Annotated in this window: 14 protein-coding genes; 13 read left to right on the top strand and 1 reads right to left on the bottom strand. The window is 72.5% G+C overall.

Annotated features, from left to right (window positions below; all coding sequences use genetic code 11):
• Positions 1–359: 359 nt before the first annotated feature.
• Entirely contained in the window at positions 360–2,819 is a 2,460-nt protein-coding gene (locus tag Scani_RS10765; protein ID WP_159472903.1) for an MFS transporter, read from the top strand.
• 148 nt (positions 2,820–2,967) lie between these two features.
• On the opposite strand, the gene Scani_RS10760 is transcribed toward Scani_RS10765, so the two are convergent.
• Complete coding sequence (locus Scani_RS10760; RefSeq protein WP_159472900.1) at positions 2,968–3,501, bottom strand: GNAT family N-acetyltransferase; 534 nt, start codon at positions 3,499–3,501, stop codon at positions 2,968–2,970.
• A 665-nt stretch (positions 3,502–4,166) separates the two neighbouring features.
• On the opposite strand from Scani_RS10760, the gene Scani_RS10755 reads away from it, so the two are divergent.
• The 12 genes from Scani_RS10755 to hypF all read left to right on the top strand — a co-directional run bounded on the left by Scani_RS10755 (position 4,167) and on the right by hypF (position 15,996).
• The gene (locus tag Scani_RS10755; protein WP_159472897.1) at positions 4,167–4,913 is read left to right on the top strand and encodes a DUF4232 domain-containing protein; all 747 of its coding nucleotides are present in this window, start codon (positions 4,167–4,169) and stop codon (positions 4,911–4,913) included.
• 219 nt (positions 4,914–5,132) lie between these two features.
• Positions 5,133–6,221, top strand: a complete 1,089-nt coding sequence (locus tag Scani_RS10750; protein WP_159472894.1) for an NADH-quinone oxidoreductase subunit B family protein — start codon at positions 5,133–5,135, stop codon at positions 6,219–6,221.
• Positions 6,222–6,310: 89 nt separating this feature from the next.
• A complete protein-coding gene (locus Scani_RS10745; protein WP_159472892.1) occupies positions 6,311–8,095 on the top strand; it encodes a nickel-dependent hydrogenase large subunit in 1,785 nt (594 codons plus the stop codon).
• Complete coding sequence (locus Scani_RS10740) at positions 8,092–8,703, top strand: NifU-related iron-sulfur-binding protein (protein ID WP_174872666.1); 612 nt, start codon at positions 8,092–8,094, stop codon at positions 8,701–8,703. Before Scani_RS10745 ends, Scani_RS10740 begins: the two co-directional genes overlap by 4 nt.
• Entirely contained in the window at positions 8,700–9,368 is a 669-nt protein-coding gene (locus tag Scani_RS10735; RefSeq protein ID WP_371872335.1) for a DUF5947 family protein, read from the top strand. Before Scani_RS10740 ends, Scani_RS10735 begins: the two co-directional genes overlap by 4 nt.
• Positions 9,365–10,084, top strand: coding sequence for a DUF6084 family protein (locus Scani_RS10730; protein WP_159472889.1), 720 nt, complete (start codon positions 9,365–9,367; stop codon positions 10,082–10,084). The genes Scani_RS10735 and Scani_RS10730 overlap by 4 nt, the downstream gene beginning before the upstream one ends.
• The gene (locus Scani_RS10725; RefSeq protein ID WP_159472886.1) at positions 10,081–11,502 is read left to right on the top strand and encodes a hypothetical protein; all 1,422 of its coding nucleotides are present in this window, start codon (positions 10,081–10,083) and stop codon (positions 11,500–11,502) included. The genes Scani_RS10730 and Scani_RS10725 overlap by 4 nt, the downstream gene beginning before the upstream one ends.
• Positions 11,499–12,068, top strand: a complete 570-nt coding sequence (locus tag Scani_RS10720; RefSeq protein WP_159472883.1) for a hydrogenase maturation protease — start codon at positions 11,499–11,501, stop codon at positions 12,066–12,068. Before Scani_RS10725 ends, Scani_RS10720 begins: the two co-directional genes overlap by 4 nt.
• The gene (locus Scani_RS42095) at positions 12,062–12,166 is read left to right on the top strand and encodes a DUF6893 family small protein (protein ID WP_371872334.1); all 105 of its coding nucleotides are present in this window, start codon (positions 12,062–12,064) and stop codon (positions 12,164–12,166) included. Before Scani_RS10720 ends, Scani_RS42095 begins: the two co-directional genes overlap by 7 nt.
• Before the next feature lie 129 nt (positions 12,167–12,295).
• A complete protein-coding gene (gene hypA, locus Scani_RS10715; RefSeq protein WP_159472880.1) occupies positions 12,296–12,676 on the top strand; it encodes a hydrogenase maturation nickel metallochaperone HypA in 381 nt (126 codons plus the stop codon).
• 3 nt (positions 12,677–12,679) lie between these two features.
• Positions 12,680–13,549, top strand: a complete 870-nt coding sequence (gene hypB, locus Scani_RS10710) for a hydrogenase nickel incorporation protein HypB (protein ID WP_159472877.1) — start codon at positions 12,680–12,682, stop codon at positions 13,547–13,549.
• Positions 13,546–15,996 carry a carbamoyltransferase HypF gene (gene hypF, locus Scani_RS10705; protein ID WP_159472874.1) on the top strand — a complete coding sequence of 817 codons (2,451 nt, stop codon included), beginning with the start codon at positions 13,546–13,548 and terminating at the stop codon, positions 15,994–15,996. The genes hypB and hypF overlap by 4 nt, the downstream gene beginning before the upstream one ends.
• Positions 15,997–16,034: the final 38 nt, after the last annotated feature.

Here is a 16,034-nt window from a genome sequence, read left to right as displayed (position 1 = left end):
GGGCTCTGCCGGACGGGATTGTCAGTGCTGTGCCCTTCAATGGACATCGGCGGATTCGGCGGAGTCCGCGCGTCGAGGGCGAGTCCGGGGGAGGCCCGATGAACGGGGCGAGGGGCAGTCAGGAGCGGGCGGAGTGAGGCAGATCACGACCGCTGTGGACCGAGGTCGGCCGGTGCTGCGGAATAGACCGCCGAGATGAAACGTTCGGCATGCACGTATCAAGAGCCTGATCGTGCCGTTGCCCGGGGGAGACGCCCCACCTCGACCGTGTGCCGCTCACCCCTGTCCCGCCACCCTCGCGACCCGCTCACCCCCCACTCCCACCGACGCTCACCTCTGCCGCCCTGGAGGCCGCACGTATGACCCCGACGACGACGGACCAGCTCCCCGGAAGGGCTGCGGGCACCCCTGCCGCGCCCCTTGTGCCCGATCCGGCCGTGGGCGGGCACCGCAGAGCCCGTGGCGGCATCGTCCCGGTTCTGGCCTTCTCCGGCATTGTCGTCGCGGTCATGCAGACGCTGCTGGTGCCGGTCATCAAGGACCTGCCGGTGCTGCTCAACACGGCACCCAGCAACGCCACGTGGGTGATGACGGCCACCCTCCTCGCGGGTGCCGTCTCCACGCCCATCATGGGCCGCCTCGGCGACCTCTACGGCAAGCGCCGGATGCTGCTGACCAGCCTCGCGGTCATGGTCGTCGGCTCGCTGGTCTGCGGATTCACCAGCGACCTGATCACCATGATCGTGGGCCGGGCGCTCCAGGGCTTCGCGATGGGCGCCATCCCGCTCGGCATCGGCATCATGCGCGACGAGCTGCCGCGCGAACGGCTCGGCTCGGCCATGGGCCTGATGAGTTCGTCGATCGGCGTGGGCGGCGGACTCGCGCTGCCGGTTGCGGCCCTGGTCGCCCAACACGCGGACTGGCACACCCTGTTCTTCGGCGCCGCCGGTCTCGGCGTGCTGTCGATGCTGCTCACCTTCCTGATCGTCCCCGAGAGCGCGGTGCGCGCCCGCGGGCGCTTCGACGTGGCGGGCGCCCTCGGGCTGTCGGCCGGACTGGTCGCCCTGCTGCTGCCCATCACCAAGGGCAGCGACTGGGGCTGGGGCTCGCCCACCACCCTCGCTCTGTTCGGCGTCGCGGCCCTGATCCTGGTGCTGTGGGGCGTGATGGAACTGCGCATCGCCGACCCCCTGGTCGATCTGCGGACCACCGCCCGCCGCGAGGTACTGCTGACCAACCTCGCCTCGATCACCGTCGGGGTGGCCTTCTACGCGATCTCCCTGGTGCTGCCGCAGCTGCTGCAGCTGCCCGAGTCGACCGGCTACGGCCTCGGCCAGTCCATGGTGGTGGCCGGCCTGTGCATGGCGCCGCTGGGCCTGACGATGATGCTCGTCGCCCCGCTGTACGCGCGGATCGCCGCCCGCCGCGGCCCCAAGGTCTCCCTGCTGCTCGGCATGCTGATCATCGCGATCGGCTACGGCGCGGGCATCGGCCTGATGAGCGCCCCCTGGCAGACCGTCATCATCGCGGTGGTCGTCGGCGCCGGCATCGGCCTGGCGTACTCCTCGCTGCCCGCGCTGATCATCGGCGCCGTCGACCCGTCCGAGACCGGTGCGGCCAACGGTCTGAACACCCTGATGCGCTCGATCGGCACCTCGGTGTCCAGCGCCGTGATCGGCATGGTGCTGGCCCATATGTCCCAGCCGATGGGGCCGGTCACGGTGCCCACGATGGCCGGCTTCCGGGTCTCCTTCCTGATCGCCACGGCCGCCGTCATCGTCGGCGTCGCCCTGGCGTCCTTCCTGCCCTCGCCGCGCCAGGCCTCCCGCCCGACCCTGGTCGCGCAGAGCACGGACGGCGATGCAGAGGAAGGGTCCGGCGCCGGCGGTGCGGCCGAACCGGCCGTCCGGACGGCCGAGTTCAGCAAGCCGGCCGGGCCCGCCAAGCCTGCGCCGTCCTGGGCCCGGTCGGCCGCCGCACCGGACGCCACCCTTGTCCCCTCAGCCCCCGCCGAGGCGACCGCGACCGAAGAACCGGCCGGAACCCGTACCGGGTTCGCAGGCCGTGTCCTGGACTCCTCCGGCGCCCCGGTCCCGGGCGCGAGCATCACCCTGATCGACCGGCAGGGCCGCCAGGCAGGCGTCACCACGGCCGCCGCCGACGGGCGCTATGCGCTGGCCGCACCCGCGGCGGGCACCTATGTCCTGACGGGCGCCGCGCCCGGCCACACCCCGTACGCCGCCTCTGCCCTGTATCGCGGCGAGGGCGCTCCGGCCCAGGTCGATCTGCTACTCGCGGCCACCGGTCGCCTGGGCGGCGTTGTCCTCGGGGGTCCGGAAGGGGCCCCGCTGGCCGGTGGGAGCATCGTCCTCACCGATGCCGCCGGCGAAGTGGTGGTCCGTACGACCTCCGGCGCCGACGGAGAGTGGGACGTCGCCCCGCTGCCGCCCGGCCCGTACACCCTGGTGCTCAGCGCCCCCGGTCACCAGCCGCAGGCCCGCGCCCTGGAACTGTCCGGCGGCGAGCCGGAACGGCAGGACATCCGTCTGCGGTTGACCACCACCGTCCGCGGAACGGTACGGGGACCGCACGGGCGGCCGCTCGCCGACGCCGCCGTGACCCTCGTCGAGGACGGCACGGTCGCCGGGCACACCGTCACCGGACCGGACGGCGTCTTCGCCTTCTCCGACCTGAGCGGCTCCCACTACACCCTCACGGCAGCCGGCTACCCGCCGCACGCCGTCGGGATATCCCTCGCCGGCGGCGCCCACGAGCTCCTCGACCTGGACCTCGCCCAGCCGTCGGCGGCCACCGGCTGACCCGTGCGCAGAGGGACGCGGGTGCGCAGGGGTATGTGGGCAGGGCAACGCCCCAGGGAGCGGCGCATGTTGCCGTAGACGGACGGTGACGGTGGGGGCGGTGGCGACGGCAGCGAGGGGGACCGTTGCCGTACGCCGTCCCCGCCGCTCAGGCCTGGTACTCCGTGAGATCGATGCTGTGCACGGTGAGTGCATGGCCCCACTCCGGATGCGTCGCCTCGCGCTCCACGGCCATACCGAGCTTGCGCAGGACGTTCTCCGAGGCCTCGTGGCCGAGCCGGTTGATGGCGATGACGCGGTCGAGGCCACGGTCCTGGAGGGCGAACTCCAGCACGGCGTGGGCGGCTTCGGACGCGTACCCCTGCCCCCAGTACTGCCGGCCGAGGCGCCAGCTGATCGCCACCTCGTGCTCCGCCTCGGGCAGGAACCCGGGTACCGACAGACCGGCGCATCCGGCCAGTTCGCCCGAGCCGAGCAATTCGACGGCGAAGACGCCGAAGCCCTCGTCGTCCCACTCCTCCTCCCACCCTTCGATCTCCTCTGCGGTCTGCTCCAGGCCGAGGACGGATCCGTCGCCGATCCAGCGCATGACGCCCGGATCCGCGTTGATGTCGGCCATGGGGGCGAGGTCGTCGTCGGTCCAGCGACGGAGGACGAGGCGGGGGGTGCGGATCTCGGTCATGCCCCCATCCTGTCGAATGCCGGGGGCTCGGCGGTAATCGGCCCTTCGCTCGTGCGCGAGCCGTACGGCGCAGGTCAGCGGCTCAGCGGCGGCGTCCGTGTCGCGTAGATCAGCCCTTGGCGCAGCGCCGGGACGAACTCACGGAGTCCGCGAAGAACGCCGGCGCCTACCGGCGACCACGGGGCGTAGCGTCCCCGACCACCGACAGGCACATCTATGCCGGGAGGGGCCGCCAGGGCTGCCGGAGCCGGCCGGCCAGGAAGGCCAGGACGGGCGGCGCAGGTAGGACGGGCAGGCCAGGACGTCCAGGACGGACACGAGGGATACGAGGGGCCGTCGTGACTGACGAGTCCAGAGGGGCTGCAGGTGCTGCAGGGCCCGCCGGGCCCCCAGGGACGGTGATCTCGATCGACGGAACGGCCGAACCTGGCGGTGGCGTATCCGCAACTCGGGAATTCTCTGCGATTCTGGGCGGGACGCCCCGCATACCGGCTGGTCACACCGATAGCGGGGGGTACCGGCGTGCCGAGCACACCGGCTCGTTAGTGGTGTGTTAGTGCCTCGTTAGCGGACCGGCAGTGCCCGAGGCCACGCTGGCAGGAGCATTGGACGGACCGTACCCACCCACGACGAGAGCTCGCACCTACCAGACGAGGGGGACACTTATGTCGCTCACCTTCAGGACACCCGGCCGCGGCCGTCGTGTCGCCGCGGGATCGCTGATCGCCGTCGCGGCGCTCGGGCTCACCGCCTGCCAGGGCGGGCCCGACGCCGCATCGCGCCCCTCGTCGGCCGCCGCACCGCGTACGTCGCACGGCACGCAGAGCGGGAGCGGCGCGCAGTCGGCCGACGGCGGCACCTCGTCGTCCGCCGCGAAGCCGCAGTCCTCCGTGCCCGGCCAGCGGCCGTCGGTGGCGTCGGCGAAGGCGACACCCCCGGGCAGCAAGCCGACGGGCAAGGCCGCGGACGACGCGCAGTCCCACGCCTCCGCCATGACGGCCTCGGACCGTTGCACCGCCGCCCAGATGTCGCTGCGCCTGGGCGCCTCCGACATCGGCGCGGGCAACATCCGCTACCCCCTCGTCTTCACGAACAAGGGCAAGAAGGCCTGCTCGCTGCGCGGCTACCCCGGGGTCTCACTGATCAAGCGGGACGGTTCGGTGGTCGGCAAGCCCGCCACCCGCGGGGGCGGCTCCGGCGGTGCCGTCCGGCTCCAGCCGGGGCAGAGCGCCCATGCTGTGCTGCACACCCTCAACGAGGGCGTCTCGGACACCCCGTGCTGGGACCGCTCGCAGATCGTCTTCGTCTACCCGCCGGGATCCAAGGAGTCGATGACCACGGGTAGCGCCGGCCTGCGGGTGTGCGGCGGACGGTTCGAGGTGACCGCGGTGGAAGCCGGGGCCCTGGGCTGACCCTCCGTACGGCGACACGGGAGCCGGGCGGCCGGGAGGCGGTCGCCCGGCTCCCGGCGTTCTCCGGCGGGGTGGTGCCACATCGTCGGACCGGGTGCCGGGGCGGTGTCACTGCAACGGCCCCCTGTGACCGCCCCGCTGTCCGGGATCGGTGTTACCAAGGTGGATGGAAGCCTTGAATGAGTGCTTTCGTTGCATATCTGCCGAGGAGACATCCCCATGTCTGCATCGTCGAGCGTGGCCGCCCAGGCCGCTGCGAACGGAAAGCCGTCCGCCGAGGACGAGTCCCCGATCCACATTCTCTGGATCAACGCCGGCCTGAGCTGCGACGGCGACTCCGTGTCGCTGACCGCGGCGACCCAGCCGAGCATTGAGGAGATCGCGCTCAGTGTGCTGCCGGGGCTGCCCAAGATCGCCGTCCACTGGCCACTGATCGATTTCGAATGCGGTCCGGTCCAGGGCGCGGACAACTTCATCGAATGGTTCTTCAAGGGCGAACGCGGCGAGATCGACCCGTTCGTGCTGGTCGTCGAGGGGTCCATCCCCAACGAGTCCATCAAGCCGGAGGGCTACTGGTGCGGTTTCGGCGACGACCCCGAGACCGGCCAGCCGATCACCACCAGTGAGTGGATCGACCGGCTCGCGCCCCAGGCGCTCGCGGTGGTCGCGATCGGCACCTGTGCCACGTACGGCGGTATCCATGCGATGTCGGGCAACCCGACCGGAGCCATGGGCGTGCCCGACTACCTGGGCTGGGACTGGACCTCCAAGGCCGGGATCCCGATCGTCTGCGTGCCCGGCTGCCCGATCCAGCCGGACAACTTCTCGGAGACACTGGTCTACCTGCTCTACCAGGCGGTGGGCTCGGCCCCGATGATCCCGCTGGACGACCAGCTGCGCCCCTCCTGGCTCTTCGGGGCGACCGTGCACGAGGGCTGCGACCGGGCCGGCTACTACGAGCAGGGCCAGTTCGCCACCACCTACGACTCGCCCAAGTGTCTGGTGAAGCTCGGATGCTGGGGCCCCGTGGTCAAATGCAACGTGCCCAAGCGGGGCTGGATGGACGGCATCGGCGGCTGCCCGAACGTCGGCGGAGTCTGTATCGCCTGCACCATGCCCGGCTTCCCCGACAAGTTCATGCCGTTCATGGACGAGCCGCCCGGCGGCAAGCTCTCCAGCACCGCCAGCGCCGCGTACGGCAGCGTCATCCGCCGGCTGCGGGACATCACGGCCAAGACCGTCGATCACGAGCCCAAGTGGCGCCACCGCGGCGACCAACTGACCACCGGCTACCGCAAACCGTGGTGAGCGCACCCCGCCCGTAGCCGTCCGGCTCCGGCTCCTTGGGACCTCCGTCCGACCTCACTTCCGCGCGCAACAGAAGGGCACGGCACACGATGGCACCGAAGACAAAGGCGGCCGGTGACGGCAGCGGTCTGACGGAGATGTCCTGGGATCCGATCACCCGGATCGTGGGCAGCCTCGGTATCCACACGAAGATCGACTTCAAACAGAAGCGGGTGGCGGAGTGCTACAGCACCTCCTCCGTCTTCCGCGGCTACAGCGTCTTCATGCGGGGCAAGGACCCGCGGGACGCGCACTTCATCACCAGCCGGATCTGCGGCATCTGCGGTGACAACCACGCCACGTGCTCGGTGTACACGCAGAACATGGCCTACGGGGTGAAGCCCCCGCACCTGGGCGAGTGGATCATCAACCTCGGCGAGTCCGCCGAGTACATGTTCGACCACAACATCTTCCAGGAGAACCTGGTCGGGGTCGACTACTGCGAGAAGATGGTCCGCGAGACCAACCCCGGCGTCTGGGAACTCGCCCAGCGCACCGAGGCCCCGCATGCGGCCGACCACGGCTACCGCACCATCGCCGACATCATGAGCTCCCTCAATCCCCTCGAGGGCGAGTTCTACCGCGAGGCGCTCCAGGTCAGCCGCTACACCCGGGAGATGTTCTGCCTGATGGAGGGCCGCCATGTGCACCCCTCCACGCTCTACCCGGGCGGCGTCGGCACCATCGCCAGCGTCCAGCTCTTCACCGACTACCTCAGCCGGCTGATGCGCTACGTCGAATTCATGAAGCGGGTGGTCCCGCTCCATGACGACCTGTTCGACTTCTTCTACGAGGCGCTGCCCGGATACGAGGAGGTCGGCCGGCGGCGGGTGCTGCTCGGCTGCTGGGGTGCGCTCAACGACCCCGACCACTGCGACTTCACCTATCGCAACATGACGGACTGGGGGCGGAAGATGTTCGTCACCCCCGGCATCATCGTCGACGGCAAGCTGGTCACCAACGACCTCACCGAGATCAACCTCGGCATCCGCATCCTGCTGGGCAGCTCCTACTACCAGGACTGGGAGGGCCAGGAGCAGTTCGTCACCCACGACCCGCTCGGCAACCCCGTCGACCCGCGCCACCCGTGGAACCAGCACACCATCCCCGCCCCGCAGAAGCGGGACTTCAATGACAAGTACAGCTGGGTGATGTCCCCGCGCTGGTTCGACGGCAAGGAGCATCTGGCGCTGGACACCGGCGGCGGCCCGCTCGCCCGGCTGTGGTCCACGGCCCTGTCCGGGCTCGTCGACACGCCGTACGTCAAGGCCACCGGCCAGAGCGTCGTCATCGACCTCCCGCGCAGCATGACCAAGCCCGAGGCCCGCTTCGAGTGGAAGATCCCCAAGTGGAGCAACGCGCTGGAGCGTAACCGCGCCCGCACCTACTTCCAGGCGTACTCGGCCGCCATGGCGCTGCACTTCGCGGAGCAGGGGCTCGAAGAGGTCCGGGCCGGACGCACCCAGACCTGGGAGAAGTTCGAGGTTCCCGACGAGTCCATCGGCTGCGGCTTCACCGAGGCGGTGCGCGGCGTGCTCTCGCACCACATGGTCATCAGGGACGGGAAGATCGCCAACTATCACCCGTACCCGCCCACCCCGTGGAACGCCAGCACCCGGGACAGCTACGGCACCCCCGGACCGTACGAGGACGCCGTCCAGAACACCCCGATCTTCGAGGAGAACTCCCCGGAGAACTTCAAGGGCATCGACATCATGCGCGCCGTGCGCAGCTTCGACCCCTGTCTGCCCTGCGGCGTCCACATGTACGTCGGAGGCGGCAAGTCCGTACAGAAGATGCATGTGCCCACCGGCCTGAGCGGGTTGTCCGGATGAGCGCCCGGGCCACCGCGGCGCAGGCCGCCGCACCGCAGGCCGGCGTCCCCCAGGGCGCCGCCGCTCCGGGCACCGTGCCGAACGCCGAGACGACCGGACGGCGCGTCGAAGAGGTCCTGGACCGCCTCGCGCGGCGCGACCGCGAGGCGAGCACCGACGCGGAGGAACTGGTCCGTGTCCTGATGGACTTCTACGGCGCGGGACTCGCCCGGATCATGCACCTCGTGGGCAGCTCCACCGATGCCGACGGCCCCCGGGCGGCGCTGCTGCGCGACGAACTGGTGACCAGCCTGCTGGTGCTGCACGATCTGCACCCCGAGGACGCCGCGGCGCGCATCGGCCGCGCCCTGGACAGCGTCCGCCGCCAACACCCCGCCGAAGTGGCGGAGTTCGACGCGGAGAGTGGTGCGCTGCGCCTGCGCGCCGGTGACGCCGGGGGCTGCGGCTGCCCGAGCACGAACCAGCAGGCACAACAGGCCGTCGAGGCCGCCGTGTCCTGCTTCGCGCCCGATGTGACGTCGGTGCAGTGGGAGGCGGCGGGGGCCCAGGCCGAACCGGCGCTGCTGCAGATCTCCCGTCGCCCGCCGACCGCCGCCACCGCCTCGTGAGCGGCCGGCTGACGGCGCCCCCGCGGCTCGGACCGTCGACCGCGCACCGCGGTCTGCGCCGCTTCCGGGCCCCGGTACCCCCCGCCCCCGAACGCTGCGAACTGTGCGGTGTGGTGCTCGCCGAGCACAACCACCGCCACCTGGTGAACACCGAGCGCCGCGCCCTGGCCTGCGCCTGCACCCCCTGCGCGCTGCTCTTCGACCGGCCCGGTGCCGGCGCCGGACAGTTCCGTACGGTCCCCGACCGCTATCTCGTCGACCCCGGCCACGCCCTCGACGACGCGGCCTGGAACCTCCTCCAGATCCCCGTCGGCGTCGTGTTCTTCCTGCGCCACGCCGACCTCGACCGGCTGGTCGCGCTCTACCCCAGCCCGGCCGGCGCCACCGAGAGCGAGCTCGACCCCGCGACCTGGCAGACCGTGCTCGCCGCCAGCCGGCTGGCGGGCCTCCTCCGGCCCGATGTGGAGGCGCTGCTGCTGCGCCGCTCCGAAGGACGGATCGACTGCTACCTGGTGCCCGTCGACGTCTGCTACGAACTCGTCGGCCGGATGCGCCTGTTGTGGCAGGGCTTCGACGGCGGGGCCGAGGCACGCGCCGCGCTCACCGAGTTCTTCTCCAAGGTCGCCCGCCGGGCCCGTGAGCCGAAGGAGGACGACCGGCCGTGACCGATCTGTCCTTCGACTGCACCGGCGTCCGCGCCGACCGCTACGCCGCCGCCCCCACCCTGCTCTTCCGGCTGCGCATCACCGCCACCGAAGCGGCCCGGGTGCACGCCGTCGCGCTGCGCTGCCAGTTGCGCATCGAACCGGGCCGGCGCGGCTACCGCACCGACGAGGCCGAGGCGCTCTCCGACCTCTTCGGCGAACGGTCCCGCTGGGGCAGCACCCTGCAGCCCCTGCAGTTCGCCCAGGTCTCCCTGGTCGTCCCCGGCTTCACCGGCGAGACCGAGGTGGAGCTCCCGGTCCCGTGCAGCTACGACCTGGACGTCGCGGCCGGCCGCTACTTCCATGCGCTGCGCGACGGCGAGGTCCCGCTGCTGCTGCTGTTCTCCGGCACGGTGTTCGCCGGCTCCGGCGGCTTCCACGTCGAGCCGGTGCCCTGGCACAAGGAAGCGTCCGTGCGGATGCCGGTGGCCGTCTGGCAGGAGATGACCGAGACGCACTTCCCCGGCTGCGGCTGGCTCCGGCTGCCGCGCGAAACCCTCGATGCGCTGCTCGCCTACCGCTCGCGGCGCGCCCTGCCCTCCTGGCAGGCGACCGTCGAATCGCTGCTGGCCACCGCCGAGGGCGGCGAACCGCCCGCACCGCGCGCCCGGCTCTTCCCCGGCACCGCCGCCCGCCCCGCCGCCGTCCACCCCGTCAGCGAAAGGACCGCGCCGTGACGACCAGCGTCCTGCCCGACGAGACGGCGGACCGCTTCGCCACCGCCCGCCAGGTGGCGGACGCCGTGCTGTTCGAGGGCTATGTGCTCTACCCGTACCGCGCCTCCGCCGCCAAGAACAAACTCCGCTGGCAGTTCGGCGTGCTGGTACCGCCCCGCTGGGGCGCCGGGAGCGCGGAGCACTCCTCCCAGCGCACCGAATGCCTCATGGAACCCCGGTCCGGTGCCCGGCTCTCGGCCGAGCTGCGGTTCCTGCACGCCCAGCGGCGCACGGTCCAACGGCTGTGCGGTGCCGGTGAGTTCGAGACCGTCGCGGAACTCGAACTGCCCGACCGGGTGCTGGTGCCCTGGGACGAGGGCGTCGAGGAGCGGGTCACGCTCGATGCCGAGGTGTCCCGGCTGACCGGCGAGGGCGTCACCGTCCCGTTCACCCGGCCGGCGCGGGAGGAGACCGAGCCGGTGCACGACGCCGACGGGCAGCTCGTCGGCCGGCTGGTGCGCCGCCGCGCGGAGCTCCACGGACGCGTACGGCTGACCGCGAGCGCACTCGACGGCCCGTACACGGCGCTGCGGCTGACCGCGGTGGTCGAGAACACCAGCGACTGGCAGCCGGACGACGCCGGCGCCGACCGTGACGCGGCGCTGCCCCACTCGCTGGTCGGCGCCCATCTCTTCCTCGGCCTGAGCACGGGCTCGTTCGTGTCCATGACCGACCCGCCGGAGTGGGCCAGGGGCGCGGTCGCGGCCTGCCGCAACGAGCGCGCCTGGCCCGTGCTGGCCGGCGACTCGGGCCGCGCCGATGTGGTCCTGTCCTCCCCGATCATCCTGGAGGACCACCCGGCCATCGCCCCCGAGAGTCCCGGCGCGCTCTACGACGCCCTGGAGATCGACGAGATCCTCGCCCTGCGCACCGCGGCCCTCACCGACCAGGAGAAGCGCGAGGCCCGTGGCACCGACCCCCGCGCCGCCGAGGTCATCGAGCTCGCCGACACCATGCCGCCCGAGGTGCTGGAGCGACTGCACGGCGCCGTACGGTCCCTGCGCGAGGTCACCGGACCCGGCCCGGCCGCACCCGACGACCTGACCCCCGACGTGCCGGGCCTGCGCCCGGACACCCCCTGGTGGGACCCGGAGAGCGACCGCAGCGTCGATCCCGTACGCGACCGGATCACCGTCGACGGTCGGTCGGTCGGTGCCGGCAGCCGGGTGCTGCTGCGGCCCGGCCTGCGGCGCACCGACGCCCAGGACCTCTTCCTCCAGGGCCGCACCGCCCATGTCGAGGCCGTCCTGCACGACGTCGACGGCGGGGTGCACCTCGCCGTGACCGTGGAGGGCGACCCGGGTGTGGACATCCGGCGCGAGCAGGGCCGGTTCCTGTACTTCCAACCCGACGAAGTCGCTCCCCTGGAGGACGCGTGAACGGCGAAGCACCCGTTGCCGGGCCACCCGCCACGACCCTGATCGCCGGCGTCGGCAACATCTTCCTCGGCGACGACGGGTTCGGCGTCGAGGTCGTGCGCCGCCTGGGCGAGCATCCGCTGCGGGACGGCGTCGAGGTCGTCGACATCGGCGTCCGCGGCGTTCACCTCGCCTACCAGATGCTCGACGGCTACCACACGGTGCTCCTGGTGGACGCCTCCGCGCGCGGCGGCGAACCCGGCACCGTCTACCTCCTCGACGCCTCCGCTCCGGCCGGTGCCCGTCCCCGGGACACCGCGCTCGACGGCCACCACATGACCCCCGACACCGTGCTCGCGCTGCTCGACACGCTCAGCGCGGGCACCAACGGCCGACGCCCGGAACGCGTCCTGGTCGTCGGCTGCGAACCCGCCGATATCGCCGAAGGCATCGGCCTCAGCGAACCGGTCGACGCCGCCGTCGACGAGGCCGTGGGGCTGATCCTGCGGCTGGTCGGCACGGCGGAGCCGGAACCGGCCGCCGCCGCACCGCACACCAGTGATGAGAGGAACACGACACCATGCTGAAGCTCGCTCTGGGCGGGGCGCTCGCCGCCGTGCTCGCCGTCGCCGTCAAGGCCGTACTCCCCGACGTCAAGCGCTATATGCGGATCCGTTCCATGTGACGACCGGGGGCGCTGCACCGAACGGTGTACGCCACCGCGCCGCCCCGGCGAGGCACCGCGGCCGCCCTGCGGACCCGCCGTCTAATGAGACCGAGCGGAACCGGTCGTGCCCGCACCAGAGAGGGACCGATGCACGAGATGTCCATCGCGCTCGCGGTCGTGGAGCAGGTCGAGAGCGCGGCCCGGCCCGCCGGGGCCACCACCGTCAACAGCGTCCGGCTGCAGGTCGGCGAACTGGCCGGGGTGGTCCCGGACGCGCTGGCCTTCTCCTTCGAACTCGCCTGCGCGGGAACGGTGCTGGAGGGGGCGCAACTCGTCACTGAACCCGTCCCCGCCCGCGCCCGCTGCGGCCCTTGCGCGGACACCTGGCCGGTGGGCATGCCGCCGCAGCTGAGCTGCCCCGGATGCGGCGGGGCGACGACCGAGCTGCTGTCCGGCCGTGAACTGCAGATCGTCCGTGTGTGCTGGAACGACGCCCCGGTACACGTCCCGATTCCCGAGGAGCGCTGAACCATGTGCCGTGTCGTCGACCTGCAACAGGCGGTCCTCGCCAAGAACGACGCCTGCGCCCACACCCTGCGCGAGGACCTCGCCGCGCGGGGCACCGCCGTCGTCAACCTGCTCTCCAGCCCCGGCAGCGGCAAGACCGCCCTCCTGGAGCGGGAACTGACCCTCGCCCGCAGCCGGGGCATTCCGGTCGCGGCGCTCACCGCCGACCTCGCCACCGAGAACGACGCCGTACGCCTGGCCCGCTCCGGAGTGCCCGTCAAACAGGTGCTCACCGACGGGCTCTGCCACTTGGAGGCCGAGATGCTGGGCGGGCACCTCCACGGCTGGCTGCCCGCCGACACCCGGCTGCTGTTCATCGAGAACGTCGGCAACCTGGTCTGCCCGGCCTCCTACGACCTGGGCGAGACGCTGCGCATCGTGCTGGCGTCGGTGACCGAGGGCGAGGACAAGCCGCTGAAGTACCCCACCGCCTTCGGCCTCGCCCACCTGGTCGTGGTCACCAAGACGGACATCGCCGAGGCGGTCTCCTTCGACGAGGCGGAGTTCCGCGCCAACGTCGAACGCATCAACCCCGGTGTCGAGGTCGTCCTCACCTCGGCGCGTCGCGGCGAAGGGGACGGGGTGCTGGTGGACCGGGCGCTGGCCGCGCGCGACGGCACGCCGGTGCACATCCCCGTCATGACCCGCAAGTCCCATCACGTCCATGACGCCGAGGACGGCCAGCCGCGCGACGAGAGCCACACCCACGGCGACGGCCACACCCACGAAAAGGGCCACTCCCACCATCGGGAGCACGCGCACGCCCCGCGGGCGCAGGACGGCGGCCGCCCGCACACCACCGACCCCGACACCGTGGCGTCGAGCCGCTCATGACCATCGGGCAGGCCGACGGGGGCATCGCGACGGCCCCCGCGAGCGCCGCCGCACGCCGTCGGATCACCGTGCGCGGCGTCGTCCAGGGCGTCGGCTTCCGCCCGTTCGTCCACACCCTCGCCACGGAACTGGGCCTGACGGGCCATGTGACCAACACCGGCGAGGGCGTCGTCGCCGAGGTCGAGGGCGCCCTCGCCGCGCTCGACGTGTTCGGCCGGCGGATCGGCGCCGAGGCGCCACCGCTGGCCGTGGTCGAGTCCGTCGAGGCCGAGGACGTCGCGGTGACCGGCGACGCCGCCTTCCGCATCCTCCCCTCGCGCGGCGACGGCCTCTCCCGCACCCTGGTCTCCCCGGACGCCGCCACCTGCGACGCCTGCCTCGCCGAGCTGACCGACCCGGCCGACCGCCGCCACCGCCACCCCTTCCTCACCTGCACCCACTGCGGGCCGCGCTTCACCATCGTCACCGGGGTCCCCTACGACCGTGCGCTGACGACCATGGACGGTTTCCCGATGTGCCCCCGTTGTGCACGGGAGTACGCGGACCCCGCCGACCGGCGGTTCCACGCCCAGCCCCTCTCCTGCCACGAGTGCGGCCCCCGCCTGCGGCTGCTGACCGCGGACCCGGCCGACCGCACCCGCCCGCCGCGCCCGGAGCCCGGCCCCGACCCGGTCGCCGGGACCCGCCGGCTGCTCGCCCAAGGCGCGATCGTGGCGGTCAAGGGCCTCGGCGGCTACCACCTGGTCTGCGACGCCTCCGACGACACCGCCGTCACCCTGCTGCGCCGGCGAAAGGCCCGCGGCGACAAGCCCTTCGCCCTGATGGCCCGTCATATCGCCGACGTCGAGCACCTGGTGCACGTACGGGCCGAGGAGCGCGCCCTGCTCAGCGGGCCCGTACGCCCCATCGTCCTGCTGCGCCGCCGCCGGGATCCCGCGCCGGCTCCGGATGCGCCCTCGCTGTCCGGTGCCGTCGCCCCCGGCAGCCCCGACCTGGGCGTCATGCTGCCGTACACACCGCTGCACCATCTGCTGCTCGGCCTGCCCGGCGACCCTCCCCCGCTCCCGGCTCCGCTCGGGCGCGGGGACCCCCACGGACCCCGGCTGCTCGTCATGACCAGCGGCAACGTCGCGGGCGAGCCGATCGTCACCGACGACGAGGAGGCCGTACGGCGCCTGGCGCATCTGGCGGACGCCTGGCTCACCCACGACCGGCCGATCCGGATCCCGTGCGACGACTCCGTGGTCCGCATCAGCGACGGGGAGCCGCTGTTCATCCGCCGCTCCCGCGGGTATGCGCCCCTGCCGGTCCGCCTCCCGGTGCCGGTGCGGCCCGCGCTGGCGGCCGGCGGCGACCTCAAGAACGTGCTCTGTCTCGCCGAGGGACACCACGCCTGGCTGTCCGCGCACATCGGCGACATGGACGATCTGGCCACCCAGCTCGCGTTCGAGGAGGCCGAGGCGCACCTGGAGACGGTCACCGGGGTGCGCCCGCAGCTGCTCGCCGCCGACCGGCACCCCGGCTACCGCTCCGGGCAGTGGGCCCAGCGCCACACCGACGGGCGGCCGCTGGTCCGCGTCCAGCACCACCATGCGCATATCGCCTCCGCCATGGCCGAACACGGTGTCCCCGACGGCCGCCCGGTCATCGGCGTCGCCTTCGACGGCACCGGCTACGGCGACGACCACGCCGTCTGGGGCGGCGAGATCCTGCTCGCCGACTACGACGGATACCGCCGCTTCGGCCAGCTCGCCTATGTCCCGCTGCCCGGCGGGGACACCGCCGTACGGCGCCCCTACCGGATGGCCCTGGCCCATCTGCGCGCCGCCGGGATCGACTGGGCCGAGGACCTGCCGGCCGTGGCGGCCTGCCCGCCGGAGGAGCGGCGGCTGCTGGCCCGGCAGCTCGAACGCCACCTCAACTGTGTGCCCACTTCCAGCATGGGCCGCCTCTTCGACGCGGTCTCCTCACTGGCCGGGATCTGCCACCACGCCGGCTACGAGGCCCAGGCCGCCGTCGCCCTCGAAGCCGCGGCCCTGACCGCGGGCGAGGACCACGGCCCCGGCTACGCGTTCGCGTTGCGCGCCGCACCGACGGGCGCGACGGGCGCCGACACCGTCGCCGATCCGGCGCCGGTGCTCACCGCCGTCGTGGCGGACCTGCGCGCGGGCACCGCCCCGGCGCTGATCGCGGCCCGCTTCCACACCGCGGTCGCCGACCTCGTCCGGCGCGGCTGTGCGCTGGCCCGGGAGCGCGCGGGCCTGACGACCGTGGCACTGACCGGCGGCGTCTTCGCCAACACCCTGCTGGCCGAGGCCGCCGCCCGCCTCCTGCGGCAGGACGGCTTCACCGTCCTGCGCCACCGCCGCGTCCCGCCCAACGACGGGGGACTGGCGCTCGGCCAGATCGTCGTGGCGGCACGCACCGCAGGAGCCGCCGCGCGCTGAGCGGCGCCACGCCGCGGCAGACGCACCGTACCCACGAC

Source organism: Streptomyces caniferus (assembly GCF_009811555.1).
Taxonomy (GTDB): Bacteria; Actinomycetota; Actinomycetes; order Streptomycetales; family Streptomycetaceae; genus Streptomyces; species Streptomyces caniferus.
This window is presented reverse-complemented; position numbering and strand designations above follow the sequence as displayed.

What these genes read in the sequence shown, in the direction of transcription:
- Scani_RS10765 (WP_159472903.1), top strand. Translation starts at nt 360, where the DNA reads ATGACCCCGACGACGACGGACCAGCTCCCCGGAAGGGCTGCGGGCACC.
- Scani_RS10760 (WP_159472900.1), bottom strand. Translation starts at nt 3,501, where the DNA reads ATGACCGAGATCCGCACCCCCCGCCTCGTCCTCCGTCGCTGGACCGAC.
- Scani_RS10755 (WP_159472897.1), top strand. Translation starts at nt 4,167, where the DNA reads ATGTCGCTCACCTTCAGGACACCCGGCCGCGGCCGTCGTGTCGCCGCG.
- Scani_RS10750 (WP_159472894.1), top strand. Translation starts at nt 5,133, where the DNA reads ATGTCTGCATCGTCGAGCGTGGCCGCCCAGGCCGCTGCGAACGGAAAG.
- Scani_RS10745 (WP_159472892.1), top strand. Translation starts at nt 6,311, where the DNA reads ATGGCACCGAAGACAAAGGCGGCCGGTGACGGCAGCGGTCTGACGGAG.
- Scani_RS10740 (WP_174872666.1), top strand. Translation starts at nt 8,092, where the DNA reads ATGAGCGCCCGGGCCACCGCGGCGCAGGCCGCCGCACCGCAGGCCGGC.
- Scani_RS42095 (WP_371872334.1), top strand. Translation starts at nt 12,062, where the DNA reads ATGCTGAAGCTCGCTCTGGGCGGGGCGCTCGCCGCCGTGCTCGCCGTC.
- hypA (WP_159472880.1), top strand. Translation starts at nt 12,296, where the DNA reads ATGCACGAGATGTCCATCGCGCTCGCGGTCGTGGAGCAGGTCGAGAGC.
- hypB (WP_159472877.1), top strand. Translation starts at nt 12,680, where the DNA reads ATGTGCCGTGTCGTCGACCTGCAACAGGCGGTCCTCGCCAAGAACGAC.
- hypF (WP_159472874.1), top strand. Translation starts at nt 13,546, where the DNA reads ATGACCATCGGGCAGGCCGACGGGGGCATCGCGACGGCCCCCGCGAGC.